Annotated in this window: 30 protein-coding genes; 15 read left to right on the top strand and 15 right to left on the bottom strand. The window is 69.0% G+C overall.

What is annotated here, in order from left to right:
- Positions 1–8: 8 nt before the first annotated feature.
- Positions 9–680: a FadR/GntR family transcriptional regulator gene (locus GT755_RS41255; RefSeq protein ID WP_030456514.1), complete on the top strand. Its 672-nt coding sequence runs from the start codon at positions 9–11 to the stop codon at positions 678–680.
- 221 nt (positions 681–901) lie between these two features.
- Here the strand turns inward: GT755_RS41255 and GT755_RS38670 are convergent, their stop codons facing one another.
- From GT755_RS38670 to GT755_RS23350, 6 genes are all read right to left on the bottom strand, one after another.
- Entirely contained in the window at positions 902–2,011 is a 1,110-nt protein-coding gene (locus GT755_RS38670; RefSeq protein WP_202610439.1) for a C40 family peptidase, read from the bottom strand.
- 94 nt (positions 2,012–2,105) lie between these two features.
- Complete coding sequence (locus GT755_RS23370; protein ID WP_161481799.1) at positions 2,106–2,939, bottom strand: amidohydrolase family protein; 834 nt, start codon at positions 2,937–2,939, stop codon at positions 2,106–2,108.
- A gap of 2 nt (positions 2,940–2,941) precedes the next feature.
- Entirely contained in the window at positions 2,942–4,198 is a 1,257-nt protein-coding gene (locus GT755_RS23365) for an aldo/keto reductase (RefSeq protein ID WP_161481798.1), read from the bottom strand.
- A 3-nt stretch (positions 4,199–4,201) separates the two neighbouring features.
- Complete coding sequence (locus GT755_RS23360; RefSeq protein WP_137247324.1) at positions 4,202–4,948, bottom strand: SDR family NAD(P)-dependent oxidoreductase; 747 nt, start codon at positions 4,946–4,948, stop codon at positions 4,202–4,204.
- Positions 4,945–6,246, bottom strand: coding sequence for an L-fuconate dehydratase (locus GT755_RS23355; protein ID WP_328794473.1), 1,302 nt, complete (start codon positions 6,244–6,246; stop codon positions 4,945–4,947). Before GT755_RS23355 ends, GT755_RS23360 begins: the two co-directional genes overlap by 4 nt.
- Positions 6,243–7,052 (bottom strand): fumarylacetoacetate hydrolase family protein, encoded by an 810-nt coding sequence (locus GT755_RS23350; RefSeq protein ID WP_456319072.1) that lies wholly within the window; start codon positions 7,050–7,052, stop codon positions 6,243–6,245. Before GT755_RS23350 ends, GT755_RS23355 begins: the two co-directional genes overlap by 4 nt.
- Before the next feature lie 216 nt (positions 7,053–7,268).
- Here GT755_RS23350 and GT755_RS23345 point away from each other — a divergent pair, with 216 nt between their 5' ends.
- Positions 7,269–8,471 (top strand): cytochrome P450, encoded by a 1,203-nt coding sequence (locus GT755_RS23345; protein ID WP_161481796.1) that lies wholly within the window; start codon positions 7,269–7,271, stop codon positions 8,469–8,471.
- 51 nt (positions 8,472–8,522) lie between these two features.
- On the opposite strand, the gene GT755_RS23340 is transcribed toward GT755_RS23345, so the two are convergent.
- From GT755_RS23340 to GT755_RS23330, 3 genes are all read right to left on the bottom strand, one after another.
- Positions 8,523–8,966 carry a hypothetical protein gene (locus tag GT755_RS23340; protein ID WP_161481795.1) on the bottom strand — a complete coding sequence of 148 codons (444 nt, stop codon included), beginning with the start codon at positions 8,964–8,966 and terminating at the stop codon, positions 8,523–8,525.
- 42 nt (positions 8,967–9,008) lie between these two features.
- On the bottom strand, positions 9,009–9,428 hold the full coding sequence (locus GT755_RS23335) for an ester cyclase (protein ID WP_161481794.1): 420 nt from the start codon (positions 9,426–9,428) through the stop codon (positions 9,009–9,011).
- 66 nt (positions 9,429–9,494) lie between these two features.
- The gene (locus tag GT755_RS23330) at positions 9,495–10,487 is read right to left on the bottom strand and encodes a GDP-mannose 4,6-dehydratase (protein WP_161482192.1); all 993 of its coding nucleotides are present in this window, start codon (positions 10,485–10,487) and stop codon (positions 9,495–9,497) included.
- Between the two features lie 224 nt (positions 10,488–10,711).
- Between GT755_RS23330 and GT755_RS23325 the strand changes: the two genes are divergently transcribed.
- The 3 genes from GT755_RS23325 to GT755_RS23315 are packed head-to-tail and all read left to right on the top strand — an operon-like array spanning position 10,712 to position 13,709.
- Positions 10,712–11,929 (top strand): glycosyltransferase family 4 protein, encoded by a 1,218-nt coding sequence (locus tag GT755_RS23325; protein ID WP_202610478.1) that lies wholly within the window; start codon positions 10,712–10,714, stop codon positions 11,927–11,929.
- 20 nt (positions 11,930–11,949) lie between these two features.
- The gene (locus GT755_RS23320) at positions 11,950–12,663 is read left to right on the top strand and encodes a class I SAM-dependent methyltransferase (protein WP_161481792.1); all 714 of its coding nucleotides are present in this window, start codon (positions 11,950–11,952) and stop codon (positions 12,661–12,663) included.
- Positions 12,660–13,709 (top strand): prenyltransferase/squalene oxidase repeat-containing protein, encoded by a 1,050-nt coding sequence (locus GT755_RS23315; RefSeq protein WP_161481791.1) that lies wholly within the window; start codon positions 12,660–12,662, stop codon positions 13,707–13,709. Before GT755_RS23320 ends, GT755_RS23315 begins: the two co-directional genes overlap by 4 nt.
- On the opposite strand, the gene GT755_RS23310 is transcribed toward GT755_RS23315, so the two are convergent.
- Positions 13,706–14,320 (bottom strand): class I SAM-dependent methyltransferase, encoded by a 615-nt coding sequence (locus tag GT755_RS23310; RefSeq protein WP_161481790.1) that lies wholly within the window; start codon positions 14,318–14,320, stop codon positions 13,706–13,708. The genes GT755_RS23315 and GT755_RS23310 overlap by 4 nt on opposite strands.
- 67 nt (positions 14,321–14,387) lie before the next feature.
- Here GT755_RS23310 and GT755_RS23305 point away from each other — a divergent pair, with 67 nt between their 5' ends.
- Genes GT755_RS23305 through GT755_RS23295 form a run of 3 tightly spaced genes read left to right on the top strand, consistent with a single transcriptional unit; the run spans position 14,388 to position 16,138 of the window.
- On the top strand, positions 14,388–14,840 hold the full coding sequence (locus GT755_RS23305) for a pyridoxamine 5'-phosphate oxidase family protein (RefSeq protein ID WP_161481789.1): 453 nt from the start codon (positions 14,388–14,390) through the stop codon (positions 14,838–14,840).
- Positions 14,840–15,037 carry a ferredoxin gene (locus GT755_RS23300; protein ID WP_161481788.1) on the top strand — a complete coding sequence of 66 codons (198 nt, stop codon included), beginning with the start codon at positions 14,840–14,842 and terminating at the stop codon, positions 15,035–15,037. The genes GT755_RS23305 and GT755_RS23300 overlap by 1 nt, the downstream gene beginning before the upstream one ends.
- A gap of 18 nt (positions 15,038–15,055) precedes the next feature.
- Complete coding sequence (locus tag GT755_RS23295) at positions 15,056–16,138, top strand: Zn-dependent alcohol dehydrogenase (RefSeq protein ID WP_161481787.1); 1,083 nt, start codon at positions 15,056–15,058, stop codon at positions 16,136–16,138.
- Between the two features lie 7 nt (positions 16,139–16,145).
- Here GT755_RS23295 and GT755_RS23290 read toward each other — a convergent pair whose 3' ends face one another.
- On the bottom strand, positions 16,146–16,670 hold the full coding sequence (locus GT755_RS23290; protein WP_328794472.1) for a GNAT family N-acetyltransferase: 525 nt from the start codon (positions 16,668–16,670) through the stop codon (positions 16,146–16,148).
- A gap of 108 nt (positions 16,671–16,778) precedes the next feature.
- Between GT755_RS23290 and GT755_RS23285 the strand changes: the two genes are divergently transcribed.
- Positions 16,779–17,189 carry a hypothetical protein gene (locus GT755_RS23285; RefSeq protein ID WP_161481785.1) on the top strand — a complete coding sequence of 137 codons (411 nt, stop codon included), beginning with the start codon at positions 16,779–16,781 and terminating at the stop codon, positions 17,187–17,189.
- Between the two features lie 85 nt (positions 17,190–17,274).
- Entirely contained in the window at positions 17,275–17,661 is a 387-nt protein-coding gene (locus tag GT755_RS23280; RefSeq protein WP_161481784.1) for a nuclear transport factor 2 family protein, read from the top strand.
- Here the strand turns inward: GT755_RS23280 and GT755_RS23275 are convergent.
- Positions 17,658–18,473, bottom strand: coding sequence for an aldo/keto reductase (locus GT755_RS23275; protein ID WP_328794471.1), 816 nt, complete (start codon positions 18,471–18,473; stop codon positions 17,658–17,660). The genes GT755_RS23280 and GT755_RS23275 overlap by 4 nt on opposite strands.
- 83 nt (positions 18,474–18,556) lie before the next feature.
- On the opposite strand from GT755_RS23275, the gene GT755_RS23270 reads away from it, so the two are divergent.
- Positions 18,557–18,895 (top strand): nucleoside/nucleotide kinase family protein, encoded by a 339-nt coding sequence (locus GT755_RS23270; protein WP_161481782.1) that lies wholly within the window; start codon positions 18,557–18,559, stop codon positions 18,893–18,895.
- A 398-nt stretch (positions 18,896–19,293) separates the two neighbouring features.
- On the opposite strand, the gene GT755_RS23265 is transcribed toward GT755_RS23270, so the two are convergent.
- Positions 19,294–19,851 (bottom strand): flavoprotein, encoded by a 558-nt coding sequence (locus GT755_RS23265; RefSeq protein ID WP_161481781.1) that lies wholly within the window; start codon positions 19,849–19,851, stop codon positions 19,294–19,296.
- Positions 19,848–21,119 carry a helix-turn-helix domain-containing protein gene (locus tag GT755_RS23260; RefSeq protein ID WP_161481780.1) on the bottom strand — a complete coding sequence of 424 codons (1,272 nt, stop codon included), beginning with the start codon at positions 21,117–21,119 and terminating at the stop codon, positions 19,848–19,850. The genes GT755_RS23265 and GT755_RS23260 overlap by 4 nt, the downstream gene beginning before the upstream one ends.
- A gap of 231 nt (positions 21,120–21,350) precedes the next feature.
- Between GT755_RS23260 and GT755_RS23255 the strand changes: the two genes are divergently transcribed.
- The 4 genes from GT755_RS23255 to GT755_RS23240 all read left to right on the top strand — a co-directional run bounded on the left by GT755_RS23255 (position 21,351) and on the right by GT755_RS23240 (position 23,368).
- On the top strand, positions 21,351–22,307 hold the full coding sequence (locus GT755_RS23255; protein ID WP_161481779.1) for an SAM-dependent methyltransferase: 957 nt from the start codon (positions 21,351–21,353) through the stop codon (positions 22,305–22,307).
- Between the two features lie 46 nt (positions 22,308–22,353).
- A complete protein-coding gene (locus tag GT755_RS23250; protein WP_161481778.1) occupies positions 22,354–22,698 on the top strand; it encodes a hypothetical protein in 345 nt (114 codons plus the stop codon).
- A 116-nt stretch (positions 22,699–22,814) separates the two neighbouring features.
- Complete coding sequence (locus GT755_RS23245) at positions 22,815–23,126, top strand: hypothetical protein (RefSeq protein ID WP_161481777.1); 312 nt, start codon at positions 22,815–22,817, stop codon at positions 23,124–23,126.
- 71 nt (positions 23,127–23,197) lie between these two features.
- Positions 23,198–23,368: a hypothetical protein gene (locus tag GT755_RS23240; protein WP_161481776.1), complete on the top strand. Its 171-nt coding sequence runs from the start codon at positions 23,198–23,200 to the stop codon at positions 23,366–23,368.
- Between the two features lie 505 nt (positions 23,369–23,873).
- Here GT755_RS23240 and GT755_RS23235 read toward each other — a convergent pair.
- Positions 23,874–24,419 carry a hypothetical protein gene (locus GT755_RS23235; protein ID WP_161481775.1) on the bottom strand — a complete coding sequence of 182 codons (546 nt, stop codon included), beginning with the start codon at positions 24,417–24,419 and terminating at the stop codon, positions 23,874–23,876.
- Between the last annotated feature and the right edge of the window lie 32 nt (positions 24,420–24,451).

The raw sequence follows: 24,451 nt of genomic DNA, 5'->3' as shown, positions 1-24,451 counted from the left end.
TGCGAGGCGTGGCGGTAACCGATACGGCGATAGACCGGATCAAGGACATGATCCTCAACGGAGAGCTGGCGCCGGGAGCCCGGCTCCCCAAAGAGGCCGACCTCGCCGAACGGCTCGGGCTCTCCCGGAACTCCCTGCGTGAGGCGGTGCGCGCGCTCGCGCTGATCAACGTCCTCGACGTGCGCCAGGGCGACGGCACCTACGTCACCAGCCTCGAACCCCGCCTCCTCCTCGACGCCCTCTCGTTCGTGGTCGACTTCCACCGCGACGACACCGTCCTGCAGTTCTTCGAGGTCCGCCGCATCCTCGAACCCGCCGCCACCTCCAAGGCCGCCGTCAACATGACCGACGCCGGCATCGAGGAGCTCCGCAAGATCCTCGACTCCCTCCCCGAGAACCCCACGGTCGAACAGCTCGTCGCCAACGACCTGGAGTTCCACCAGCGCATCGCCGAAGGCTCCGGCAACGCCGTCCTCTGCTCCCTGATCGAGAGCCTGTCGGGCCCGACGACCCGCGCCCGCATCTGGCGCGGCCTGACCCAGTCGAACGCCCCGAGCAAGACCCTCGACCAGCACTACGCCATCTACGGCGCGATAGCGGCCCGCCAGCCGGAGGTGGCCCACTCGTGGGCGACGGTCCACATCGCCGACGTGGAGTCATGGCTGAGGCAGGCCCTCTAGCCCTACGGCCCGTTCCCCGAAGCGCGCCCGTCCGACTCGGAGGGCGTGCTTCCGTCGTGTACACACCCTCCCGGCTCGCGCCTGTCAGCCTTGAACGGCCGGCTTGTCCTTGCAAGGACTCCGGCCGACCGGGCATGAAGCGGCATCTACGAACCGAGTGGGGAAACCACCCGCGCGAGCCGAAGACGCGCCTGACCCAGGTCGTCCGCAACGCCCTGAACTCAGGTCTTCGACGACGGTAGTTGCGGGCGGACCGCGCCCTGGAAACGTTTCATCCAGACCGGCGCCGCCAGGACCTCGACGCGTTTGACGACGTCTCCCGTCTTGGGGGCGTGGATCATGTCGCCGTCGCCCGCGTAGAGACCGACGTGGGACGGGTCGGTTCTCGTCGCGCCGAAGAACAGCAGGTCGCCGGGGAGCAGGTCCTTGGTCTGCACGGGTTTGCCCTGTTTGATCTGGGTGCCGGTGTAGTGCCCGAGAGTCACCCCGGCCTTGGCCCAGGCCGCGAGGGTCAGCCCCGAGCAGTCGAAGCCGACGCGGTTCGCGCCCTTGCCGATGCCCCGGCTGGGCCCGTTGGCGTTGCCGCCGCCCCACACGTAGGGAATGCCGAGCCACTTGGTCGCGGCCCGCAACGCGATGGCCCCCGGGGTGGCGTCGCGAGTTGTGGTGTTCGGGTCTTCGTCTTTGCGCGGCTCGCGCCCATCCCGCTTCTTGCGGGGCTCGGCCTCGACACCGGGCGGCTCCTCCGACTCGCCCCGGGGCACACGGTCGTCGGACTTCGGTTTCCGGTCGCCGTCGACGCCCTCAGGCCGCGACTCGCTTTCGGAAGCCGCGCCCTCCTGTGGAGAACCAGCCCGCCCGTCGAGCGTGACCACACCGTCCTGACCTGGACCCGCGCCGCCGTCGAGAATGGGCCACCCGTCCTGGAGCGGACGCGCGCCCCAACCCGCCGGGACGCCGTCGTCGGCAAGCGGGCGTGGGCCGCCCGCTGTGCCGGGCCACCGTCCGAAGCCCGGTCTCAGGTCCCGGTCCGAGGGGCCGAAGATGCCGCCCAGGGTCTCTTCGGGCTCGTCGAAGTCGTCCCAGGCCTCGGCCCACGGTCCGTCCTCCGCCCACGGGTCGAGGCCGCCCCATTCCGGGGGCGGCCACGTGTGGCCCCAGCGTTCGGCGAGTTCGGCCAGGTCGATCAGGTCGTCCAGCTCGTCGGGGTCGTCGGAGAGCCCGGCCGGCGTGGGGTGGACGTACCGGAAAGAGGCCGGTGACGGGCACGGCTGAGGCTCCGCACCCGGGTGGGGGGTGCAGAGGATGGCCGTGAGGAGCGTTGTGAGCATACGGAACTCCTGGGTCGGGAAAGACGGGGCGACCCAAGAGTCCGGGGGGTTACGCTGAGCGCGCGTCCTTGAACGCCGTTCTGTGGAAAACCGCTTATGGCTTCAGGCGATAAACCTTCTGTGCCGTCGATTCGTAGATGTACGACTGTTCGTCTCCGCTCAGCCCACTGGTGAAGTCCTTAGTTGTCTCCACTACCTCGCCATACGTCGCGGCAAGGAGGCAGACGGGCCAGTCTGAGCCGAACATGACCCTTTCCGCGCCGAAATATTCAAGGACGTGCTCCACGTAGGGCTGGAGCTGACCGGGGGTCCAGTCGGTCCAGCCGGCCTCCGTCACCAGCCCGGAGATCTTGCATGTCACGTTGTCGAGTTCGGCCAGGCCCTCGATCTCGGTCGCCCACGGCTCCATCAGCCCGCTGGCGACGGGCGGCTTGGCGGCGTGGTCGAGCACGAACCGGGCGTCGGGCAGGTCGGCGACGACCTGGCGGGCCGCCTTCAGCTGGTGGACGAGCACCAGCAGGTCGTACGCCAGCCCCGCCGACGCGACGGCGCGCAGGCCGCGCACGACGTCGGGGCGGGTGAGCCACTCGTCGTCGGATTCGTCCTGGACCTGGTGGCGGATGCCGACCAGCAGGTGGCCTCCCGGGCCCTCCCGCAGTTCGGCCAGGACGTCGGCGACGTCGGGGGCGGTCAGGTCGACCCAGCCGACGACGCCCTTGATGAGGCCGTCGGACTCCAGCGCGGTCCGCAGGAACTCGCGGGTCTCCTCGACCGAGGAGACGGTCTGCACGAGCACCGTGCCGGTGGCGCCGGTGGCCCGCAGTTCCGGCAGGCCGAAGGGGCGCCTGATCGGCGCGAGCGCCGCGCCGGACATCCACGGGTAGTCGCGGCGGGACGGGTCCCAGAGGTGGTGATGGGCGTCGATCATGATCAGAACCCCAGCTCCTCCCACAGAGCCTCGGGAACGGGCCGGGCGGCCAGTTCCATGTTCCCCCGAACCTCCTGCGCGGATCGCATGCCCATGACGACCGTCGTCACCGCCGGGTGACGCAGCGGGAACGCCATGGCGGCCTGCGGCAGGGTCACGCCGTGCTTCTCGCACAGGGTGGCGATCTCCCGGGCCCGGGCGAGGACGTCGTCGGGGGCGGGCGCGTAGTTGAACGTGCCCCCGGCGAGGTCGTGGCGGGCCAGCAGGCCGCTGTTGAAGACGCCTCCGGCGATCACCGACACGCCGCGACGGACGCACAGCGGCAGCAGTTCGGCCGCGGCCGACTGGTCGAGCAGCGTGTAGCGGCCGGCCAGCAGGATGGTGTCGACGTCGGTCTCGCGGACGAAGTCGGCCAGCATCGGCCACTGGTTCATGCCGACGCCGACTGCCTTCACGACGCCCTGGTCGCGGAGTTCGGCCAGGGCGGGGAACGCCTCGCCGACGGCCTGCGCCCAGTGGTGGTCGGGGTCGTGGATGAGGGCGACGTCGATGGAGTCGAGGCCGAGCCGTTCGAGCGACTCCTCCAGCGAGCGCAGCACGCCGTCGCGGGAGAAGTCCCAGGCCCGCGTGTGGGTCTTCGGCACGTCGAAGCCGTCGTCGTCCTTGCCGACGCCGTCGGCCGGGACGAGCAGGCGGCCCACCTTGGTGGAGAGCACGAACTCGCCGCGGGGCTTGCCGGCCAGCACCTGGCCGAGCCGGCGCTCCGACAGGCCGAGCCCGTAGTGGGGCGCGGTGTCGAAGTAGCGGATGCCCGCGTCCCACGCCGCCTCGACCGCCGCCGACGCCTCGTCGTCGGTGAGGGCGGTGAACAGGTTGCCTATCGGGGCGGCACCGAAGCCGTAGGTCGTCGTCACGCCGAAAACCGTAGAGAACGGAGCCCTCGGACGTACAGCCCCCGACATCTCCCACACTTTGTGCAGCGGCCCGGCGGAGGGGTCGAAGTCGCCGTCGAGGTGGCGGTTCATCTGTTTCTGCCAAGCTTGGTTGATCGGGTCGCCGGCCAGCCGCGCCTGGAAGGCGGCGTAGTCGACCACCTCGACGTAGTGGAACAGGTCGAGGCCGTCGCGCCAGATCCGCCACACCCGGGCGCCGGCCTCGCGCATCGCCCGATCGAGGCCGGGCAGCAGCCGCGCGTGCTCGGCGTCGTAGGCGGCCTCGCTGCCGGGCTTGAGCCGGGTGCGCAGGGCGATGCGCTGCACGCCTCAGCTCCTCGGCCGCAGGCGCAGGCCCTGCATGCCGCCGTCGACCGCCAGCGAGGTGCCGGTGGTGGCCGAGGCGAACGGGCTGGCCAGGTAGGCCACCGCGTGGGCGACCTCCTCGGCGGAGACCAGCCGGCCCATCGGCTGGCGGGCGTTCAGCGCGGCCCGCTCGGCGGCCGGGTCGGCGGCGGCGTCGAGCAGCCGGCCGACCCACGGGGTGTCGGCAGTGCCCGGGTTGACGCAGTTGACCCGGATCCCGTCCTGTACGTGGTCGGCCGCCATCGCCAGCGTCAGCGAGTAGACGGCGCCCTTCGTCGCGCTGTAGAGCGCCCGCTGGGGCAACCCGGCCGTGGCCGCGATCGAGCACGTGTTGACGATCGCGGCGTGGCTCGACTCGCGCAGGTGGGGCAGGGCGGCCCGGGTGACCCGGACCATGCCGACGACGTTGACGTCGTACACCCGCAGCCATTCGGCGTCGTCGTTGTCGGCGACCGTGCCGGCCGCGCCGATCCCGGCGTTGTTGACGACGATGTCGAGGCCGCCGAGCTGCTCGGCGGCGGACGCGACGGCCGCGCGGACCGACGCGTCGTCGGACACGTCGGCCTTGACGCCGACGAAGGGGTCACCGGGCGGGTTGAGGTCGAGGCAGGCGACGCGGGCGCCGCGCTCGGTCAGCAACGTGGCGATGGCCAGGCCGATGCCCTGGCCGCCGCCGGTGACCAGGGCCTTGAGGCCCTCGAACTCGGTCATGACTCTCTCCAGACCGGCCCGTCGGGGAACACGTGGGCCGCGATCGACTCGGGTCGCATCTCGGCGCTGAACCCGGGTGCGACCGGCGCCCGGTAGACGCCATTCTCGACGACGACCGGGTCGGTGAAGTGCTCGTGCAGGTGGTCGACGTACTCGATGACGCGGTTCTCCATGGTTCCGGTCACCGACACATAGTCGAACATCGACAGGTGCTGCACCAGCTCGCACAGGCCGACGCCGCCGGCGTGCGGGCAGACCGGCACGCCGAACTTGGCGGCCAGCAGCAGGATCGCGATGTTCTCGTTCACCCCCGCGACGCGCGCGGCGTCGAGCTGGAGGTAGGAGATGGCGCGCGTCTGGAGGAGCTGCTTGAAGATGACCCGGTTCTGGACGTGCTCACCGGTGGCCACCGGGATCGGCGCGATGGCGCGCGCGATGGTGGCGTGGCCGAGCACGTCGTCGGGGCTGGTCGGCTCCTCGACCCAGTGGGGCGAGTAGGGGCTGAGCGCCTTGATCCAGTGGATCGCCGCGCCGACGTCCCAGCGCTGGTTGGCGTCGATGGCGATCGGGAAGCCCTCGCCGCAGACCTCGCGGGCGATGCGCATGCGGCGGATGTCGTCGTCGAGGTCGGCGCCGACCTTCAGCTTGATCTGCCCGAAGCCGTCGTCGAGCGCCTCCTTGCAGAGGCGGCGCAGCTTCTCGTCGTCGTAGCCGAGCCAGCCGGGCGAGGTCGTGTACGCCGGGTAGCCGGTCTCCAGGAGCTTCTCGATCCGCTCGGCGCGGCCGGGCTCGGCGCGGCGCAGGATCTCCAGCGCCTCCTCGGGGGTGAGCTCGTCGCCGATGTAGCGGAAGTCGACCAGGTCGACGAGCTCCTCGGGCGACATCTCGGCGAGCAGCCGCCACAGCGGCTTGCCCTCGCGCTTGGCCTTCAGGTCCCACAGGGCGTTGACGACCGCGCTGATCGCCATGTGCATGACGCCCTTCTCGGGGCCCAGCCAGCGGAGCTGGCTGTCGTACACCATCTGCTTGTAGACCGCGCCGAGGTCGCTGACGTCCTGACCGAGCACGTAGGGCTCCAGCGCGCGGATGGCGGCGGTCTGGATGTCGTTGCCGCGGCCGATCGTGAACGCGAAGCCGTGGCCCTCGCACTCTCCGTCGGACAACACGACGTAGGCGGCCGAGTAGTCGGGGTCGGGGTTCATCGCGTCGGAGCCGTCGAGCTCCAGGGACGTCGGGAACCGGATGTCGAAGGTCTGGAACGACTGGATGGGCAGGTGGATCGACGCCGCGGAGGTCACGCCTGACCCACCGTCTGCCGCTGCCGGCCGAGACCGTCGATCTCGAGCTCCATGACGTCGCCTTCCTTCAGGTAGGGGTGCAGGCCGCTGAGGGCGACCCCGGCGGGTGTGCCGGTGTTGATCACGTCCCCGGGTTCGAGGACCATGAACTGGCTGAGGTAACGCACGATCTCGGCCACGCCGAAGATCATGTTCTTGGTGTCGCCGTTCTGCTTCAGGTCGCCGTTGACCCAGAGGCGCAGCCCGAGCGCCTGGGGGTCGGCGACCTCGTCGGCGGTGACGAGCCACGGGCCGAGCGGCTGGAAGGTCTCGCAGGACTTGCCCTTGTCCCACTGACCGCCGCGCTCAAGCTGGAATTCCCGCTCCGACACGTCGTTGGAGACGGTGTAGCCGGCGACGGCCGCGAGCGCCTCCTCGTGCGAGCCGAGGTAGCGGCAGGTCGAACCGATCACGATGGCCAGTTCGACTTCCCAGTCGGTTTTCACGCTGGCGCGCGGCACAAGCACCTCGTCGAAAGGTCCGACGACTGTGTTGGGGGCCTTCATGAACACCACCGGTTCGGTCGGAACCGCGGCACCGGACTCCTCCGCGTGGTCGCGGTAGTTCAGTCCAATGCATACGATCTTTCCGGGCCGCGCGACGGGCGGGCCGATGCGCAGACCGTCCTGGTCGAGCTCCGGAAGGGGGTCGTCGGCGAGTGCCGCACGGACCCGGTCGAGGCCGCCCGAGGCGAAGAAGTCAGGGGTGAAATCGGCTCCGTTGAGGAATTCGCCCAGGTCGAGCAGCCGCTCGTCGTCTGTGAGCACGGCCGGGCGTTCCGCGCCTTTTCCACCTACTCGAAGCAGCCTCACGACTCCCCCTATACATCCGATGTTTGCATGAGGAAGCCTGATGGCATGCCTGCCTCCCTGTCAAGCTCAGACATCGGATGACCTGTTCGGCCCCGAAACGTGCTTGGCTAGAACGCGTTCCAGGCCTCGTCTTGAGGCGGATTCCCAGCGCAACGATGATCGGGTGATCAGATGCACATCGACCTCGTCGACATGGATCGGTACGCGGCCTCCGGCGCCCCCCACGACCAGTTCGCCTGGTTGCGGGCCAACGCCCCGGTGTTCCGGCACGAGGGCGGGCAGATGGAGGGCTGGCCGCCCTTCTGGGCGCTGACCAAGCACGCCGACGTGGTGCACGTGTCACGGCGCAGTGACCTGTTCTCGTCCCACCGGCGGTTGTCGCTCTTCCCCGAGCCGGGCGAGGCGGAGCTGGAACTCCAGCGGCTGATGATGCTGAACCAGGACCCGCCGGAGCACACCCGCCGCCGCTCGCTCGTCAACCGGGGCTTCACCCCGCGCGCCATCTCCAAGCTGGAAGACCACATCCGCGACATCTGCCACGAGCTCATCGACGAGGCTCAGGCGAAGCCGAGCGTCGACTTCGTCCGCGACATCGCCGCGCCCCTGCCGCTGTACGTCATCTGCGAGCTCCTCGGCGCCCCCGCCGAAGACCGGGGCAAGCTCTTCGAGTGGTCCAACCGGATGATCGGCATGGACGACCCCGACTACTCGGCCAGCCCGGAAGAGGGCCAGATGGCGCCGATGGAGGTCTACGCGTACGCCAACCAGCTCGCCGAGGCCCGCCGTGAGGACCCCCGCGACGACCTGGTGACCAAGTTGCTCCAGCCGGGCGACGACGGGGAGGAGCTGAGCGTGGAGGAGTTCGACCTGTTCGTCCTGCTCCTGGTGGTGGCGGGCAACGAGACCACCCGCAACGCGGCGTCGGGCGGCATGCTGGCCCTCTTCGAGCACCCCGACGAGTGGGCCAAGCTCGTCGCCGACCGGTCGGTGGCCAAGACCGCCGCCGACGAGATCGTGCGCTGGGTCTCCCCGGTCAACCTGTTCCGGCGGACGGCGACCCAGGACATGGAGGTGCGCGGCCAGCAGATCAAGGAGGGCGACAAGGTCGTCATCTTCTACTCGGGCGCCAACCGCGACGAGGAGGTCTTCGCCGACCCCGAGGTCTTCGACGTGACCCGGGACCCCAACCCGCAGATCGGCTTCGGCGGCGGCGGCGCCCACTTCTGCCTCGGCAACCACCTGGCCAAGATGGAACTCCGGGTCCTGTTCGAGGTCCTGTCGGAGCGCGTCCCCAAGATCCAGCAGGCCGGCGAGGCCCGCCGCCTGCGCTCCTACTTCATCAACGGCATCAAGGACCTGCCCGTCTCCCTCTGAGCCCGAGAACGGGTGCGGGGCCGCTGCGGCGGCCCCGCACCCGTCGGTTCGTCAGCAGGCGGTCCGGGCCACGAGGACGCCCGGGAGGGCCACGGAGGCAAGGGTCGGGAAGGTGTACGTGGCCTCGGTGACGGCGAAGGTGTAGGCGCCGGCCCCGTCGCAGCGGAAGCTGAAGACCTGGTCCAGGGCGGCGTGGCCGTCCAGGTCGCTGGTGGTGTGGAAGGGCCCCGACGCCACGAGGGCGTCGTCCTTGCGGATCTCGAACCGTCCCCTGACCGAGCAGGGGGTCAACGTCCAGATGGGCAGGGCGGTCCGGCAGTGGGACGTGAGGCTGCCGTGCGGCAGGTCGCCGTCCTCCAGACAGAGCCGCCAGAGCACGCTCGACCCGGACTTCCGGGTGTCGATTGCCGCCCCGCAGCCACCGGTCTGGGCGTGCGCGGGCGAGACGAGAAGGGCCGAACCGAGCACGGCCAGCGACACCATGTGTTTGATCATGCGCACACAGTAGCGACGCCGGACGGGTGATCCGGGGAACCGTCAGGTGGGCAGAATGCCGAGTTGGGCATATGCCTCCAGCTGGTCCCAGTACAGGCGGTGGGTGACGATGAGTCCCGACTCCACGGTGAAGATCCAGCAGCACTGCACGTGCACCCGGCGCCCCGTGGCCGGGACCACCTCGCCTCCGGCCAGCAGAAAAGGGCCCCGGTGGGTGCCGCTGACGGCGGCCAGGGCGGCGACCACGTCGCCGTCCTCGATCGTCTGGTAGGTCGTGTTGCGCGCGTCGGGAAAGGCCTCCCAGATGTGCGCGTGGTAGGAGATGATCTGGTCCCGCCCTTCGCCCACCCCGCCGGGGGCCGTCGAGACCGCGTCGGAAGCGTAGAAGCGTGCGAGCGCGTCGAGATCGTGGTTGTTGTACGCGTCGAAGAAGTCATGCACCACCTGCACGACATCCGCCATGTGAACGTCCCCCCGTTCGGCCGGTGCACGACTCACCTACCCAACGGGACGTCCGCCGTCACAACCTCAGGGCCAGGAGGAGTCCTGGGGGTCGCCGCCCTCGCTCAGCAGGCGCAGGTCCGACTCGACCATCATCGCGATCAGTTCCTCGAACGGGACGGTCGGTTCCCAGCCGAGCTGGGTGCGGGCCTTCTTGGGGTCGGCGCACAGCAGGTCGACCTCGGCCGGCCGGTGCAGGGCCTGGTCGGCGATGACATAGCGCTCCCAGTCGAGGCCGGCGGCGGAGAAGGCCGCCTCGACGAGTTCGCGCACCGACTGGGTGCGGCCCGTGCCGATGACGTAGTCCTCCGGTTTGGCGGCCTGGAGCATCAGGTGCATGGCGCGCACGTAGTCGCCCGCGAATCCCCAGTCGCGCCGGGCCTCCAGGTTCCCGAGCCGCAGTTCGGTGGCCAGGCCCAGTTTGATGCGGGCCACGCCGAGCGACACCTTGCGGGTCACGAACTCGGCCCCCCGGCGGGGGGACTCGTGGTTGAACAGGATGCCGGAGACGGCGTACATGCCGTAGGACTCGCGGTAGTTCTGGGTGAGGAAGTGCCCGTAGGCCTTGGCCACGCCGTAGGGCGAGCGGGGGTGGAAGGGCGTGACCTCGGTCTGCGGGGTCTCGCGGACCTGGCCGAACATCTCCGACGACGACGCCTGGTAGAAGCGGATCTCGCCGCCGCGCGAGGAGCAGACGCGGATCGCCTCCAGCATGCGCAACACGCCCATGCCGGTCACCTCGGCGGTCAGTTCGGCCTGCTCCCACGACATGGGCACGAACGAGATGGCGCCCAGGTTGTAGACCTCGTCGGGCCGGACCTTCTCGACGGCCGAGATGAGCGACCCCTGGTCGAGCAGGTCGCCGCGGACGAGGTGGATGTCCTTCGGCAGCCGGGCGACGCGCGGGTTGGACTGGCCACGGACCAGACCCCACACCTCGTAGCCCTCGGATACCAGGTGTTCGGCGAGATAGGAGCCGTCCTGACCGGTGATGCCCGTGATCAACGCGCGTCTGGCCAACACGTCCTCCTTCGTACCGCAAGTTCTTTGAGGCAGATTCACAACGCGAGACACGGTCGTCCTTCGGCCGCCCGTGTCTCGCTTTGTAGGCGAATGTACCCCGAAGGCCCTGACCGGGCCGCATTCGTAGAACACGTTCCACCGAACGGCATTCCACCCGCCTAGGCTAAGGTCATCTCAGGTGCCCCTACAGGGGCGGAAAGGGGTGCTTCGGGGTGGAGAGGCTGCGCGTCGCACTGCTGTCCTATCGCAGCAAACCCACCTGCGGCGGTCAGGGGGTGTATCTCCGCCACATCACCCGCGAGCTCGTGGCGATGGGTCACCACGTCGAGGTGTTCTCGGGTCAGCCCTATCCGGAGCTCGACGAGGGCGTGATCCTCAACAAGGTGCCGAGTCTCGACCTCTACCGGGACGAAGACCCCTTCCGAACCCCCAAGCCGGGCGAGTACCGCGACTGGATCGACCTCCTCGAGGTCGGCACGATGTGGACGGCCGGCTTCCCCGAGCCGCTCACCTTCAGCCTCCGGGCCTACCGGGAGCTCAAGAAGCGGATCGGCGACTTCGACGTCGTCCAGGACAACCAGACGCTCGGATACGGCGTGCTGGGCATCCAGAAGCACTTCCCGGTGGTCGGCACGATCCACCACCCCATCAGCGTCGACCGGCGGATCGAGCTGGAGGCCGCCGAGGGCTGGGCGAAGCTCTCCAAACGACGCTGGTACGGCTTCGTCCGCATGCAGGCCTACGTCGCCGCGCGGCTCAAGCCGATCCTGACCGTCAGCGAGTCGTCGGTGGCCGACATCCACCGCGACTTCCGCGTCCCGCAGTCGAACCTGCGCCTGATCCCGCTCGGCGTGGACACCCGGTTCTTCCACCCCCGGCCCGAGCTGCCCAGGCGCAAGGGCTCGATCGTGGCGGTGGCCAGCGCCGACTCCCCGATGAAGGGGGTCGCGACGCTCCTGCGCGCGGTCGCCAAGCTCTCCACCGAACGCGACGTGAACCTGACCGTCGTCAGCAGGCCCACCCCGGGCGGCCCGACCGAGCAGCTCGTGGCCGAGTTGTCGCTGCACGACCGGGTGCGGTTCGTCCACGGCATCTCCGACGACGAGCTCGGCGAGCTGATCGCCACCTCGGAGGTCTCCGTCGTCCCGTCGCTGTACGAGGGCTTCTCGCTCCCCGCCGTGGAGCACATGGCCTGCGGGACCCCGCTGGTGGCGTCCCGGACCGGCGCCCTGCCCGAAGTGGTGGGCGACGCCGCGGTCCAGGTCGCCCCGGGCGACCCCGAGGAGCTCGCGGCCACGCTGCGCCGCCTGATCGACTCCCCCGAACTGCGGGAGGAGTACGGCAAACGCGGCTACGACCGTGTCATGGAGCGTTACGCCTGGCCCGTCGTCGCCCGCAAGACCGTTGAGGCCTACCGCGAGGCCATCGCCGCGCGCTGACCCGGAGGGTTCCCCAGGAGATGCTGACCGTCGATTTCGCCCGGCTGCCCGTCGGGCCCGGAGACCGTGTGCTCGACCTGGGCGCCGGTGGCGGCCGGCACGCCTTCGAGGTGCTGCGCCGGGGCGCCGACGTGGTCGCCTTCGACCTCGACCCGGCCGAGATGGAGTCGGTGGCGGCGATGTTCGCGGCCATGGACAAGGAGGGCGAGGTCCCCTACGGCGCCACGGGCGAGACCGTCGTCGGGACCGCGCTCGACATGCCGTTCCCCGACGGGTCGTTCGACCGGGTGATCGCGTCTGAGGTCCTGGAGCACATCCCCGAGGACATGGCGGCGATGAAGGAGATCGTCCGGGTGCTGAAGCCCGGCGGGCTGCTGGCCGTGACGGTGCCGGCCTTCCTGCCCGAGCGGGTCTGCTGGGCGCTGTCGGAGGCCTACCACACGGCTCCCGGCGGGCACATCCGGATCTACACCCTCGCCGAGTTGTCGGCCAAGCTGAAGTCGTCGGGCCTGGAGGTCGGCGACCACCACCACGCCCACGGGCTGCACACGCCCTACTGGTGGATCAAGTGCGCGGTCGGGGTCGACAACAACGACCACCCGATCGCCAAGGCCTACCACGAGCTGCTGGTGTGGGACATCATGAAGCGCCCCGCCGTCACCCGGATCGCCGAGCAGATCCTCAACCCGCTGATCGGCAAGAGCGTGGTCCTCTACGCCCGGAAGCCCGCATGATCCCGGCGGTGCCGGGAGTCGTGACCGGCGACGACATCGCCGCCACCGCAGCCAGCATCGCCGACGTGCAGCTCCCCGACGGGGGCGTGCCGTGGCCCGAGGGGCACGTCGACGCGTGGAACCACGTCGAGTGCCTGATGGCCATGACGGCGGCCGGCCTGCGCGAGGCGTCGGCGCGCGGCTGGGAGTGGATCAGGCGGCACCAGCGGCCCGACGGGTCGTGGCCGATGAAGGTGCTGAACGGCGAGCCGCTCGAAGACCGGGGCGAGTCCAACCACGCCGCCTACGTGGCCGTGGGCGTCTGGCACGACCTGCTGATCACCGGCGACGAGGCGTTCGCCCGGGAGATGTGGCCCACGGTGAGCCGCGCCCTCGACTTCGTGACCGCCCTGCAGACCCGGCGCGGCGAGATCGTCTGGGAGGCGGCCCCGGGCTCCTACGCGCTGCTGACCGGCTGCTCGTCGGTCTACCAGGGCCTGCGCTGCGGGGTGCGGCTGGCCGAGCGCCTCGGCGACCCGCAGCCCGGCTGGGAGCTGGCGGCCGACCGGCTGGGCCACGTGCTGCGCGAGCACCCCGAGGCGTTCGCCGACAAGAGCCGCTTCTCGATGGACTGGTACTACCCCGTGCTCGGCGGCGCGCTGCGCGGCGAGCGGGCGCTGCGCCGCCTCGACGACGACTGGGACCGCTTCGCGGTGGCCGGTCTCGGCATCCGCTGCGTCTCCGACCAGCCGTGGGTGACGGGCGCGGAGTCGTGCGAGCTGGTGCTGACCCTCGACGCGGTGGGCGACGACGACCGCGCGCTCAAGGTCTTCACCGAGATGCAGCACCTGCGCCACCCCGACGGCGGCTACTGGACGGGCTGGCAGTTCGTGAACGAGCGCCACTTCCCGAACGAGCGGTCGGCGTACACGGCGGCCGCGGTGATCCTCGCCGCCGACGCGTTGTCGCGCACCACCCCGGCCAACGGCGTCTTCCGCGACGCGGACGCCTCGGCCGAGGACCGGGTCTCGGCCGACTGCGGCTGCCAGCGGGCCGGCGCGTTCTAGACCTTCTCCAGGGCCCGGAGCGAGCCGGTCGCCCGGACCTCCTTGAAGCCCTCGTCGAGGGCTCTCCTGTAGATCCGGTACGGCGCCTGCCCGCCGTCGGCCGGGTCGGGGTAGATGTCATGGAAGATCAGCACGCCTCCCGGCACCACGTGGGGCGCCCAGCCCTCGTAGTCGCGGGTGACCAGGTCTTCGGAGTGGCCGCCGTCGACGAACAGCAGGCCGAGCGGGGTGTGCCAGTGGGCCGCCACGGTCGCCGACGCGCCGACGACCGCGATGACGACGTCTTCGAGGCCGGCCGTGGCGATGGTGGTGCGGAAGAAGGGCAGCGAGTCCATGCGGCCGAAGCGCGGGTCGACCAGCGTGGGGTCGTGGTGAGCCCAGCCGGGCTGGATCTCCTCGGAGCCCCGGTGGTGGTCGACCGTGAACAGCACCGTGCCGGCCTCGCGGGCGGCGGCGCCCAGGTAGACGGCCGACTTGCCGCAGTAGGAGCCGATCTCGGCCATGGGGCCGCGGGAGCCGTACAGACAACCGAGCTCGTAGAGAGCCAGGCCCTCGTCTGGGGGCATGAATCCCTTGGCCCGCTCGGCGGTGTGCCGCAGAAGTGCGGGCATCGGAGGGTGTGTCACCCGCCCGAGACTACCCTTGTCCCGATAGGTGCAACATGTTCTACTTCTGGTCGTGAACCAGCGCGCGCGGATCGTGATGACCGGCGAAGAGGTGGCCACCCTGCTGAAAGAGGGCCGCAAACTCCAGCTCGCCACGATCAACCCCGACGGCACGCCCCATCTGGTCACCATGTTCTACGGGTTGTCCGACGACGGCCGGCTGATCTTCTGGACCTACGCCAAGGCGCAGAAATCCCGCAACATCGACCGCGACCCCCGGGTGACCTGCCTGGTCGAGGTGGGCGACGACTACGGCGACCTGCGCGGCGCGACGATCTACGGCACCGCGCTCCCCTACGACGACGTGATGGACGCCGGCATGCGCATCACGGCCAGGATGACCGGCCAGGACCCGGAACCGATGCGCCCCTACGTGGAGCTGACCGGGCGCAAGCGCGTCGCCTACATCGTCGAGCCGGGGCGCGTAGTCTCCTGGGATCACCGCAAACTGCACGGGAGCTCCTGATGCCGAAGGTCATTGTCGACTACCTCGTCTGTGAGGCCAACGGGGTCTGCGTGGGCCTGGCCCCCGAGGTCTTCGACCTCGACGACGACGACAACCTGCACGTTCTGCTGGAAGAACCCCCCGCCGACTTGCTCGACCGGGTCCGGCACGCCGTCCGGTCATGCCCGAAGGCGGCACTTTCGCTCGAAGAAGAGTAAAAACCACCGGAGGTTCCCATGCGCGGCGCTCTGCTGCACACCATCGGCGCGGACAAGCTCGACATCCGCGACGACCTGACCCTCGTCCCGGTCGGCCCCTCGGACGTCCGGGTCCGGATCAGGGCGACCGGCGTCTGCCACTCGGACCTGTCGGCCATCTCAGGGGTGCTCCCCCAGCCCGCGCCGCTGGTGCCGGGCCACGAGGGGGCCGGTGAGGTCGTCGAGGTCGGCGACCACGTGACGAGCGTCGCGCCCGGGGACCACGTGATCATCAATTGGACCCCCGCCTGCGGGTCGTGCCCGAGCTGCTCCCACGGCCAGCCGCACCTGTGCATGACCTCGGTCGTCCGCGGCTTCACCGAGCCCGGCTTCAAGTTCGACGGCGACAAGCCCGCCTTCGGCATGGCCGGTTGCGGCACGTGGGCCGAGGAGATCGTGGTCCCCGCGGGCGGCGCGATCAAGGTCGACGCGGACGTCCCGTTCGAGATGGCGGCCCTGATCGGCTGCGGCATCACCACGGGCGTCGGCGCCGCCCTGAACACCGCCAAGGTCCGCCCCGGCACGTCGGTGGCCGTGGTCGGCTGCGGCGGCGTGGGCCTGTCGGTGATCCAGGGCGCCCGCATCTCCGGCGCGACCACGATCCTGGCGATCGACCCCCTGGAGTCGAAGCACGACCTGGCCAAGAAGGTCGGCGCCACCCACGCCTGCACCCCCGACCAGCTCATGGACGCCATCACCACGCTGACCGGCGGCCAGGGCTTCGACTACGGCTTCGAGGTCGTCGGCAAGTCCCAGGCCATCATGACCGCCTGGCAGGCCACCCGCCGCGGCGGCGACGTGATCGTGGTCGGCGCCGGGGCGATGGACGACATGGTCCCCCTGAACGCCTTCAGCCTCCTGTTCGACGGCAAGAACCTCCTCAGCTCCCTGTACGGGGGCAGCGACGTCCGGCGCGACTTCCCGTTCTTCGCGGGGCTGTACAAGGCGGGCAAGCTCGACCTGGAGAACATGATCAGCTCCCGCATCCAGCTCACGGACCTGAACGACGCGGTGACGGCACTGAGGAGCGGCGAGGTCCTCCGCCAGATCGTCCTGCTCTGACCGGCGGTCAGAGACCGCGCCGCACGTCCTCGTCGCTCGTTCGTCGGTCCGTGCACGTGAAGGAGATCCAGACGTCCGGCGGCAGGTCGGGCCGGCCCGGCACCGGCCGGCGTTCCTCCGTCCAGGACTGGCCGGCGAGCGTCGTGGCGGCGCGGCGCCAGAAGGCGACGGCGGGGCGGTTGACGTCCTGGAAGGCGACGTCCCAGGCCCCCGGATGCCGCGCGACGACGTCGCTCACAGCGCGCAGGCCGATGCCCGAACGGCGGGCAGCGCGTACGACGAAGAAGCTGTTCAGGACCCTCGTCGGGGCGTTCAGCGCCCGGACGAAGGCGAAGCCGAGGGGGGCGTGGTCTCGTTCGATCAGGTAGGGCGCCCAGTCGGGGTCGGTGAAGGCGGCGTCGACGCGTTCGCTGCGGAAGGTGCCGTCGGGGTTGGGGAGGACGCCGACGAACTCGGACATGTCATGGCGGAACATCAGCCAGAGGCGCTCGACCGTGGGCCGGTCGGCGGCGGTGGCGGGGCGGACGTGCACGGGGGCTCCTGAGGGCATGAAAAAAGCCTCCCCGGCGCACCGGAGAGGCAGACAATGGTCGAAGTATATCGCCCCAGCACATACCCGCACATGTCCCCTGGAGCAGCGATGACCATGTCCACCCGGCCCGCCGACGACGGCGGCCTGGAGATCACCATCCGGCTCACCGCCGCCGAGGCCGAGGCCATGCAGAACGTGCCGCAACTGATGGCCGAGGCCTTCGACAGTCATCTCTGGGCCCTGGGAATGCTCCGGACCAGGATCAACTCCCGCGATCCGGGCTCTCCCGCGCCCGTCCAGGGAGACTGGGCGACCGCCCTGCGGGACGTCGACCGTCTCCGGTCGCGCCTGGACGCCATCCGCACCGCCGCCATCCGCGCCTTCATGGCCTCGGACGGCAACGCGGAACGGCTGGCGGGGGTGCTGCGAACGGACCCCGCCGAGGCCAGGGCCCTCTGGGCCGAGATGAGGGAGCGACCGGCGGGCGACTGGGAGCGGTGGGCGTCCGGGGGATCGTGAAACCCACCTCGGCGACAGGGTTCACCGGGCGTACAGCCCCGTATCGTCCCCCTCAGTGCCCGTGATCACGTGAGGGAGGATCGGTATGTCCGACGATGAGGCGCGGCGCGTCTTCGACGTTGTCGACGCGTTCGACCCCGACGAGTTCGTGCAGCTGTTCGCCGAGGACGGCACGCTGAAGTTCGGCAACGCCGACGCCAACAAGGGCCGCGAGGCGATCGCCACCGGCTTACGCGGCTTCTTCTCCACCATCGGCGGCCTGCGGCACCGGATCGTCCGCGCCTGGACGGTCGGGGCCGACACCGTCGCCGAGACCGAGGTGACTTACACCCGGCTCGACGACAGCGAGGTCAGCGTGGTGGCCGTCTCCATCTGGACCCGCGGCGACGACGGCCTGATCACCGACTACCGCATCTTCGTCGACCTGGCGCCCCTCTACTCGGTCCAGGGCTCAGTGGTGACGACGATCTAGAACTCCTCCCAGGTCTCCGGGTCGAGCCTGACCGGCTTCCCGGTGTCGAGCGCGGTGATCGCCGCGAGGTCGGCGGCGTCGAGGTGGAAGTCGAACACGTCGATGTTCTCCCGCTGCCGCTGAGGGTCGCCCGACTTGGGCACCACGGCGATCCCCCGGTCGAGCAGCCACCGCAACACCACCTGCGAGGGCGCCTTCCCCACCCGCCCGGCGATGTCGACGATCACGGGATGCTCCAGGATGCCGGTGTTGCGCTCCAGCGGACTCCAGGCCTGCAGCACGGTCTCCTCACCCCGTGTGGCCTCGACATGGGCCACCTGGGCGTGGGTGGGCGACACCTGCCGCTGGTTCACCGCCGGCGGCACCCCGGTCTCCTTCACCACGGCGTGCAGGTGCTCAGGCGTGAAGTTCGACACCCCGACCGACCGGATCAACCCTTCACGCGCCAGTTCGAGCAACGCGGCATAGGTCTCGACGTAGAGCCCCAGCCGTGGCAACGGCCAGTGGATCAGGTAGAGGTCGACATAGTCGAGCCCGAGGCGCTCCAGCGAGCCCTCAAGCGCAGCCCGCGCCTTGGCGGCCCCATGGTCCTCACCACGAAGCTTGGTGGTGACGAAGAAGTCCTTCCGCGGCAGCCCCGACTCGCGCACCCCGGCCCCGACGGCCGCCTCATTCCCATAACTGGCGGCGGTGTCCAGCAGCCGATATCCGGCGTCGACGGCGGTGAGCACGGCCTCGGTGGCCCGCCGCCCCTGGAGGGGATATGTGCCGAGCCCGACGAGGGGCATGGAGTGGCCGGTATTGAGAGTCACGTGAGTATCCATGACTCCATGGTCGTACGGGCGAATCGCGAGCAGTCACGCGGGCGGACCGTCGTGGTCGCCACATTGATCGGGTGGCTGAACATCACCGTGGACCGCAGTCCGCCACGGCCGCCCCCGACGCCGTGCTGGTCTTCGACGGCGTCTTCCTCATGCGCCCGGAGCTGATCGACCGGTGGGACCTGCGCGTCCTCGTGTCGGCCGAGCTGGAGAAGACCGTGGAGCGTGCCGTGATCCGGGAGAGCCGGGTGTCATCCCGTGCCGAGGTCGAACGGCGCTGGCGCGAGCGTTACATCCCCGCCCAGCGGCTCTACTTCACCACGGTCCGCCCGACCGACCACGTCGACATCATCATCCACAACGACGAGCTCCGAAAGCCGGTCTGGGAGACACGACCCCCACGTGAATGTTGAAGACACAGTCGTATGGGGGAATTGCGAGGCCGCGTCCGGGCCTGGACAAACGCACCTTCGTAGAGTGACCTAATTGCATAGCCTCTGACCTGGGCGTATGTCCGGCCTACAAGTGAGGCCAAACCGTGATCTCGCGTGCTGCCTAGTGCGCGGGTACGGGCAGGCGGGTTACGACTGGTTGGCCCGAACGCACCGCGAGTCTTCGGGCCGCGCGCCACACCTGTGCTGCTCCCGCTAGCTGACCCCTCCGGGTCTATCGGACGGCGTTCAGTCAAGGGCGGCCTCGCGTGCTCCATTGCCCGGTGACCTTCCTCGCGCGCTGGTTGTCCTACGTGCACGGCCGTCCTTGACGGGTTCCGGCTGACCCGGACAATCGGGCGGCGGGTGCAGTGTTCCCCTCAGATCTGCCGCTTGGCTCCAACGAGCTTCTCGACTTCGGTGAGAGCGAGATGCCAGGGGTAGGTGTCGAACTGGCCGCTCCCGCTGCCGGGGGGATGGGGTTCGAACTCCCCTGGACCGAGCAGGATGCGGACTCCTTCGGCGCGTAGATCGGTGACACTGCGCTGGAAGGGGGTTCGTGCGGCCATTGCCGAATTGACGAAGGGCAGTACGACGACGGGGATCTGAAGCCCGGGAGCTTCGGCGAGGATGCCGAGTGCGTAGGTGTCGCTGGTGCCCTGAGCCCATTTGTTGATCGTGTTGTAGGTGGCCGGGGCGACGATGATCGCATTGGCCTTGGGAGAGCGCGGTTCCCCGGGGCTGCGGTACTGACTGCGAACCGGTGCGCCGGTCCGTTCGGCAAGCATCGCGGCGTCGATGAAGTCCATTGCGGCCGGAGTGGCGATGACGCGAACCGTCCACTCGTGCTTGTGGGCGAGATCGACGAGGCGGACGACCTCAGCGGCGGGGCCGGCCGCGCAGACGATCACATACAGGACTTTGCCGGGCTGGTTCACGCGGTGACTCCCAGGGAGTGCGCATACTCGCGGGCCTCGCGCCGGATGCCTACCGGAGCGGTGGCGACGATATCGCGGACCAGGGACAGCGTGGCCTGTCGGCCGGTGATCTCCTCAGGTGCGATCTCTCCGGCGGCGCGTAGCACGTCCAGCGCCTTGTCGTGCTTGCCCCACATGAGGAACGCGCGGGAGGTGTCGAGCAGGAGCGTGGCCTTGCGCTCGTTGATCGGCAACGCGTCGATGTTCACCTGGCGGGCGTACTCGATGGCGGTCCCGGCATCGCCGAAGGCGAGTGAGGTGTGGACGCGGTGGCACAGCACGTTGTTGGGTCCGAACGCGGTCCACATGTGGTTGCCCTCGTGACCGAGACGGCGACCGGCCTGTTCGGCCTCGTCGAGGAGTTCGGCAGTGGTGTGGCGGCTGCCGTGGCGGGCGGCTGCTGTGGCCCCGCGCAGTAAGAGCGAGCCATAGACCGAGAGGTCGTCGGGTGTCGGGGTGGACACGGTGGTCTGCATGCGTGCTGCGGCGGTGCTGGCGGTGTCGGCTGCTGCCTTGTGGTGGCCTCCGTCCATTAGGGCGTGCGTGATGATCCGGGTGCTTGAGCCGACCATGAGAGGGCTTTCGCTGGCGCGAGCGGCTTGGACGCTGCGGTCTGCTGCCAGCCAGGTGAGGCCCTTGACGTCGTGCTTGAGGAGAGCGGAGGCGGCTACGTGATGGGCTTCAGCAGACAGCGCGTGCGCGCGTAGACGGTCGTCGCCGGTCATGGTGGCGCAGGCGACCTTGGCCATGCGTAGCAGTGCGGGGAGCATGGCGAGGACTTCGGCGTACTGGCATGCCTGGTACCTGCTTTTGGCTTCGGTGACGGCTGACGCCAGAGCGGAAGGTGTGGGAGCGGCCTGGTCGACGGTGTATTCGGTGAGCGCCGCCGCCAATTGCTCAATGCTTGCGGTGGTGCCATCCGGTTTGGGGGCTGTGCCGACAACGGCGGTGAACAGAGCGGCCCCTGTCAGGCCGACGAATTCACGGCGTCGGACGTCGGTCTCGACGTCCCCGTATTGGGCGAGGTCGAGAGATTTGTGCAATGCGATGAGTGCGCCCTGGGCGTTCAATGCTTCGTCGAGTGCTGCGACGACCTGCGCGCTTGGCCTGATCTCGGGGTTGTTCTCCAGTCCGGAGACGTAGCTCTTGGAGCAGTTCGCACGGCGCGCGAGTTCGCGTGTGGACATATCGCTACGTAAGCGCCGTAGCGCTTCGCCGAACGTTTCCATGCGCGGGCTCTCCCTCGTTCGGGGTGATACCTGGCCGCTGTCCACTGAGCTCATCGGGCGCATTGGGCACTCCAGCGGGCGGGCGTCCTCTGGTACCTGAATTTGAGTGTAGAGAGGCTTATGGGCAGACCTGAAGTTCCCGGCGGAATGTGAATCATCGCCGGAAATGTCGGAGCCTGCCCAGCGCTAGCACGCTTGGCAGGCTCCTTGATCGCAATGGAGGTGCGATCCATGGGTGAGCCTACGGTCGAGAGCAACAGCTACGCGACGGGCGTCCTTGCCGAGTGGGAAGGGCTTGAGCTGTTGTCGCGGCGAGCTACGGCTCCGGAGAGGGCTTTCGAGCCGTCGGTGCCGAACGTGGCACGGATGTACGACTACTTGCTCGGCGGCAAAGACCACTACACGGCGGACCGGGCGGCGGCTGATCGGCTGCTGAAACTGGTTCCGGATCTGCGAACGCTCGTCTGGGAGAACCGGTACTTCCTGGGCCGTGCGGTCCGTGAGCTGGCGGAGCGGGGCGTTCGGCAGTTCCTCGACATCGGCAGTGGGCTGCCGACGCGCGACAACACGCACGAGATCTTGCGGGCCAAGCTCGTGGAGATGTCGGTTCCTGCGGAGAGCGGCCGGTGCGTGTACGTCGACAACGATCGGGTGGCGGTGCTGCACGGCCGACTCCTGGCCAAAGCCACCGGCGACGGGGTCGCGGTGATCGAACATGACCTGCGCCTGCCAACGGAGATCGTCTACGACCCGGAGGTCCGGGCCGTGCTGGACTTCGACCAGCCGGTCGGGGTGCTGCTCGCGGCGATCATGCATTTCGTCCAGGACGACGAAGGTCCCGGCGAGATCCTTCGCGAGCTCTGGGAGGTGGTTCCGGAGGGTAGCTACCTCGTGCTCTCCCACGCCTATGCGGGTGACCTCGACGCCGGGATCGCCACAAAGGCGGCAGGGGTGTACGCATCGGCGTCAGCCCCCATGGTCCTTCGTACAGCAGAGGAGATCGAAGCCCTGATCACGGGGGCGGGATGGCAGCTGATCGAGCCGGGGCTGTGCGAGGTTCCCGACTGGCGGCCCGACCTGTACCAGCAGAGGAGTTCTGACCGCTCGGGCGCGGCCTTTCTGGGCGGAGTGGCGATCAAGCCCGTGACGAACGGACCGGCGCAGGCGCGGGTGAACGGCCGTGGGTAAGCATGGGGGCGCGTGGCCTGACCCGCTGCCGGCTCGTGAGCCGCGCATGACCTTGGACGAGCAGAACACGGCGGTTCATCGGGTGCGCGTACTGCTGGAGGCGGTCGGGATCCCGTGCGTTGGTTCGACTACGGCGCGGGTGTTGCTGCGGGGGCCGGGCGCTTCGGCGATCACCGCTCCGGCGGTCTGGGATGCACCCGAGGTGGTCGCGCTGGACTCCACGGGTGCGCTGTCGGCGACGGTGAGTCTGGGTGAGTCAGGCGGTCAGTACATGGTGAAGGTCCATGGCCGGGGTGGGGAGCCGGATCGGCTGGTGCTTGCTCCTTCGGCGGCGCTTGCTGCGGCTGAGGTGCCGGGGTACCGGGATGCGCTGGCGAGGGGTCGTCGGTGAGGCGGCGGGGGCGTGTCGAGCGTCCGCCGGCCTTGTTTCGTCGGAAGCGGCCGAGAGCCGAGCGCAGAGCTGGGGTGCGAGGCCGGGTACGGGGATGGCGTCCGGTTCGCCGGGCGGTGCTGGCGGCCCAGATCGTCACGCGGGAGCTGGCGCGTGCGGGGGTGCGGGGCACGATCAAGGTGCACTGGACGTCGTCGATGGTGTGGGCCGGGGACGAGATCGCTGCCCTGGCCACCGATACCCGCTTGTACTGGCGTCTGTGTCCTGCGGCTTTCGCTGAGGCTGAGGCGGCGGGCCGATCTGGGTATGAGGTGCGCCGGGTTCAGGAGGCGGCTGTGGCGGCTCCGCTTGTGGTGGCTGCCTTCCTTGAACGGGGCTTGCCGATGGTGACCGGACTCAACGAAAAGGCACGCGGGGATGACCGGTGACCGGGCCGGGGTTCGCTCGTGGAAGTGCCCCGGTGGCTGGTGACCCTGTCGATCCGGAGACGGTCAGGCGGGTGCTGGCTGTTACCGGAGCGGTGGTGGCCTGGCTGGTGCGTGAGCGTCTTGCTCGGCAATGTCGCGACAGCCTTGGCCGGTTGGATCGCGCCTGGGTGGATGCGCGGGCCGCCGACGAAGGAGTGGCGGAGATGAGCGATCCGGAGTGGCTGGAGCTGTCGGGTGGCTGAGCCGATGGTGTTCACCAGCGAGGAAGAGACGGCGTCCGGACCGAAGGCTTCACGGTGGTGTCGCTTGCCGGGCGGCTGGTGCGCGGCAGCTCAGGGCGGCGGGTGTGGCTGCTGGCACCGGCTGCGGTACTGGCTGGCTCACATGCTTATGAGGGTCTGGGCGCTGAGTGCGGCGCTCCGACTGCGGTACTGCCTGTGGTCCCTGAGGCGACGGGGGAGGCTGGGTGTAAGACCGCCGTCTGACTGATCAACCCCGCACACTCCTTGGGGGAAGTCGGCATGGATCCCCCGCTCCTGCTGGCGTATCGGTTGGGCGGTGAAGAGAGCGGGGTGGGTTGAAGCGCCACAGTCCGGGCGTGCGCTCCCCACCTCGCTCTCGATCTCAGCGACGGCATGCATGGAGTGCGCCGGAAGGAGGCTGTCAGCCTTACGTGTCGGTGGGTTGACTTGAACCGTTCGCCTATCTGCTCAACCAGCGGAGCGACGAATTGAGCTCGCCTGAGTCTCAAGCTCTCGTGTGTAAATCTGGAAAAGTACCATAAGAGCCGAGCTGCCCCCAGGCTAACCGCCCAACTAAGGCTTCGCCGGTCATCCATTCCGGAAAATCGACGAGGGTCACGGCCGAGGTGCTCATTACTCCCAGTGTAATATGGGGACGAAACTTGTCGCGGACATTTCCAATTGGCTTCGCGTTGACAGCCTCAGCAGCACTCAAAATCTGCTCATGGGCACCTCTTAGGACATCAGTGGCAATTGCTTCTAAGCCGAAGTAGATACCGCCTTCTGGTATATAGAAGTCTCCTGCACCTACTGGAGCGAACATTAGTCCAGCCAACTTTATGGGCATATACTCCGGCACTATTGCGATGGCTCTCGTCCACCAAGCCTCGGCAGAATTTTTTGAGCAGTCGGCATGAGCGAGTGAGAGGTGAGGGAGGCGTTCATCGCTAATCACCATCAGGCTTGGAGATGACGCGCGTAAACGGGTTGCGAATTCTATAATCCGCTGTGCGGTACCCGGCGGCGGCAAGAGGACGATCCCGTAAGGCATTGATGGCTCCTAAATAAGACCAAGGTGGGCAT

The organism is Herbidospora solisilvae (assembly GCF_009901565.1).
Classification (GTDB): domain Bacteria; phylum Actinomycetota; class Actinomycetes; order Streptosporangiales; family Streptosporangiaceae; genus Herbidospora; species Herbidospora solisilvae.
The sequence above is the reverse complement of the archived record's forward strand: the minus strand, read 5'-3'. Positions and strand labels throughout refer to the sequence as shown.

Coding starts and splice junctions, on each gene's coding strand:
- GT755_RS38670 (WP_202610439.1), bottom strand. CDS start 2,011: ATGCTCACAACGCTCCTCACGGCCATCCTCTGCACCCCCCACCCGGGT.
- GT755_RS23370 (WP_161481799.1), bottom strand. CDS start 2,939: ATGATCGACGCCCATCACCACCTCTGGGACCCGTCCCGCCGCGACTAC.
- GT755_RS23360 (WP_137247324.1), bottom strand. CDS start 4,948: ATGACCGAGTTCGAGGGCCTCAAGGCCCTGGTCACCGGCGGCGGCCAG.
- GT755_RS23345 (WP_161481796.1), top strand. CDS start 7,269: ATGCACATCGACCTCGTCGACATGGATCGGTACGCGGCCTCCGGCGCC.
- GT755_RS23340 (WP_161481795.1), bottom strand. CDS start 8,966: ATGATCAAACACATGGTGTCGCTGGCCGTGCTCGGTTCGGCCCTTCTC.
- GT755_RS23335 (WP_161481794.1), bottom strand. CDS start 9,428: ATGGCGGATGTCGTGCAGGTGGTGCATGACTTCTTCGACGCGTACAAC.
- GT755_RS23320 (WP_161481792.1), top strand. CDS start 11,950: ATGCTGACCGTCGATTTCGCCCGGCTGCCCGTCGGGCCCGGAGACCGT.
- GT755_RS23315 (WP_161481791.1), top strand. CDS start 12,660: ATGATCCCGGCGGTGCCGGGAGTCGTGACCGGCGACGACATCGCCGCC.
- GT755_RS23310 (WP_161481790.1), bottom strand. CDS start 14,320: ATGCCCGCACTTCTGCGGCACACCGCCGAGCGGGCCAAGGGATTCATG.
- GT755_RS23300 (WP_161481788.1), top strand. CDS start 14,840: ATGCCGAAGGTCATTGTCGACTACCTCGTCTGTGAGGCCAACGGGGTC.
- GT755_RS23295 (WP_161481787.1), top strand. CDS start 15,056: ATGCGCGGCGCTCTGCTGCACACCATCGGCGCGGACAAGCTCGACATC.
- GT755_RS23285 (WP_161481785.1), top strand. CDS start 16,779: ATGACCATGTCCACCCGGCCCGCCGACGACGGCGGCCTGGAGATCACC.
- GT755_RS23280 (WP_161481784.1), top strand. CDS start 17,275: ATGTCCGACGATGAGGCGCGGCGCGTCTTCGACGTTGTCGACGCGTTC.
- GT755_RS23260 (WP_161481780.1), bottom strand. CDS start 21,119: ATGGAAACGTTCGGCGAAGCGCTACGGCGCTTACGTAGCGATATGTCC.
- GT755_RS23255 (WP_161481779.1), top strand. CDS start 21,351: ATGGGTGAGCCTACGGTCGAGAGCAACAGCTACGCGACGGGCGTCCTT.
- GT755_RS23250 (WP_161481778.1), top strand. CDS start 22,354: ATGACCTTGGACGAGCAGAACACGGCGGTTCATCGGGTGCGCGTACTG.
- GT755_RS23235 (WP_161481775.1), bottom strand. CDS start 24,419: ATGCCTTACGGGATCGTCCTCTTGCCGCCGCCGGGTACCGCACAGCGG.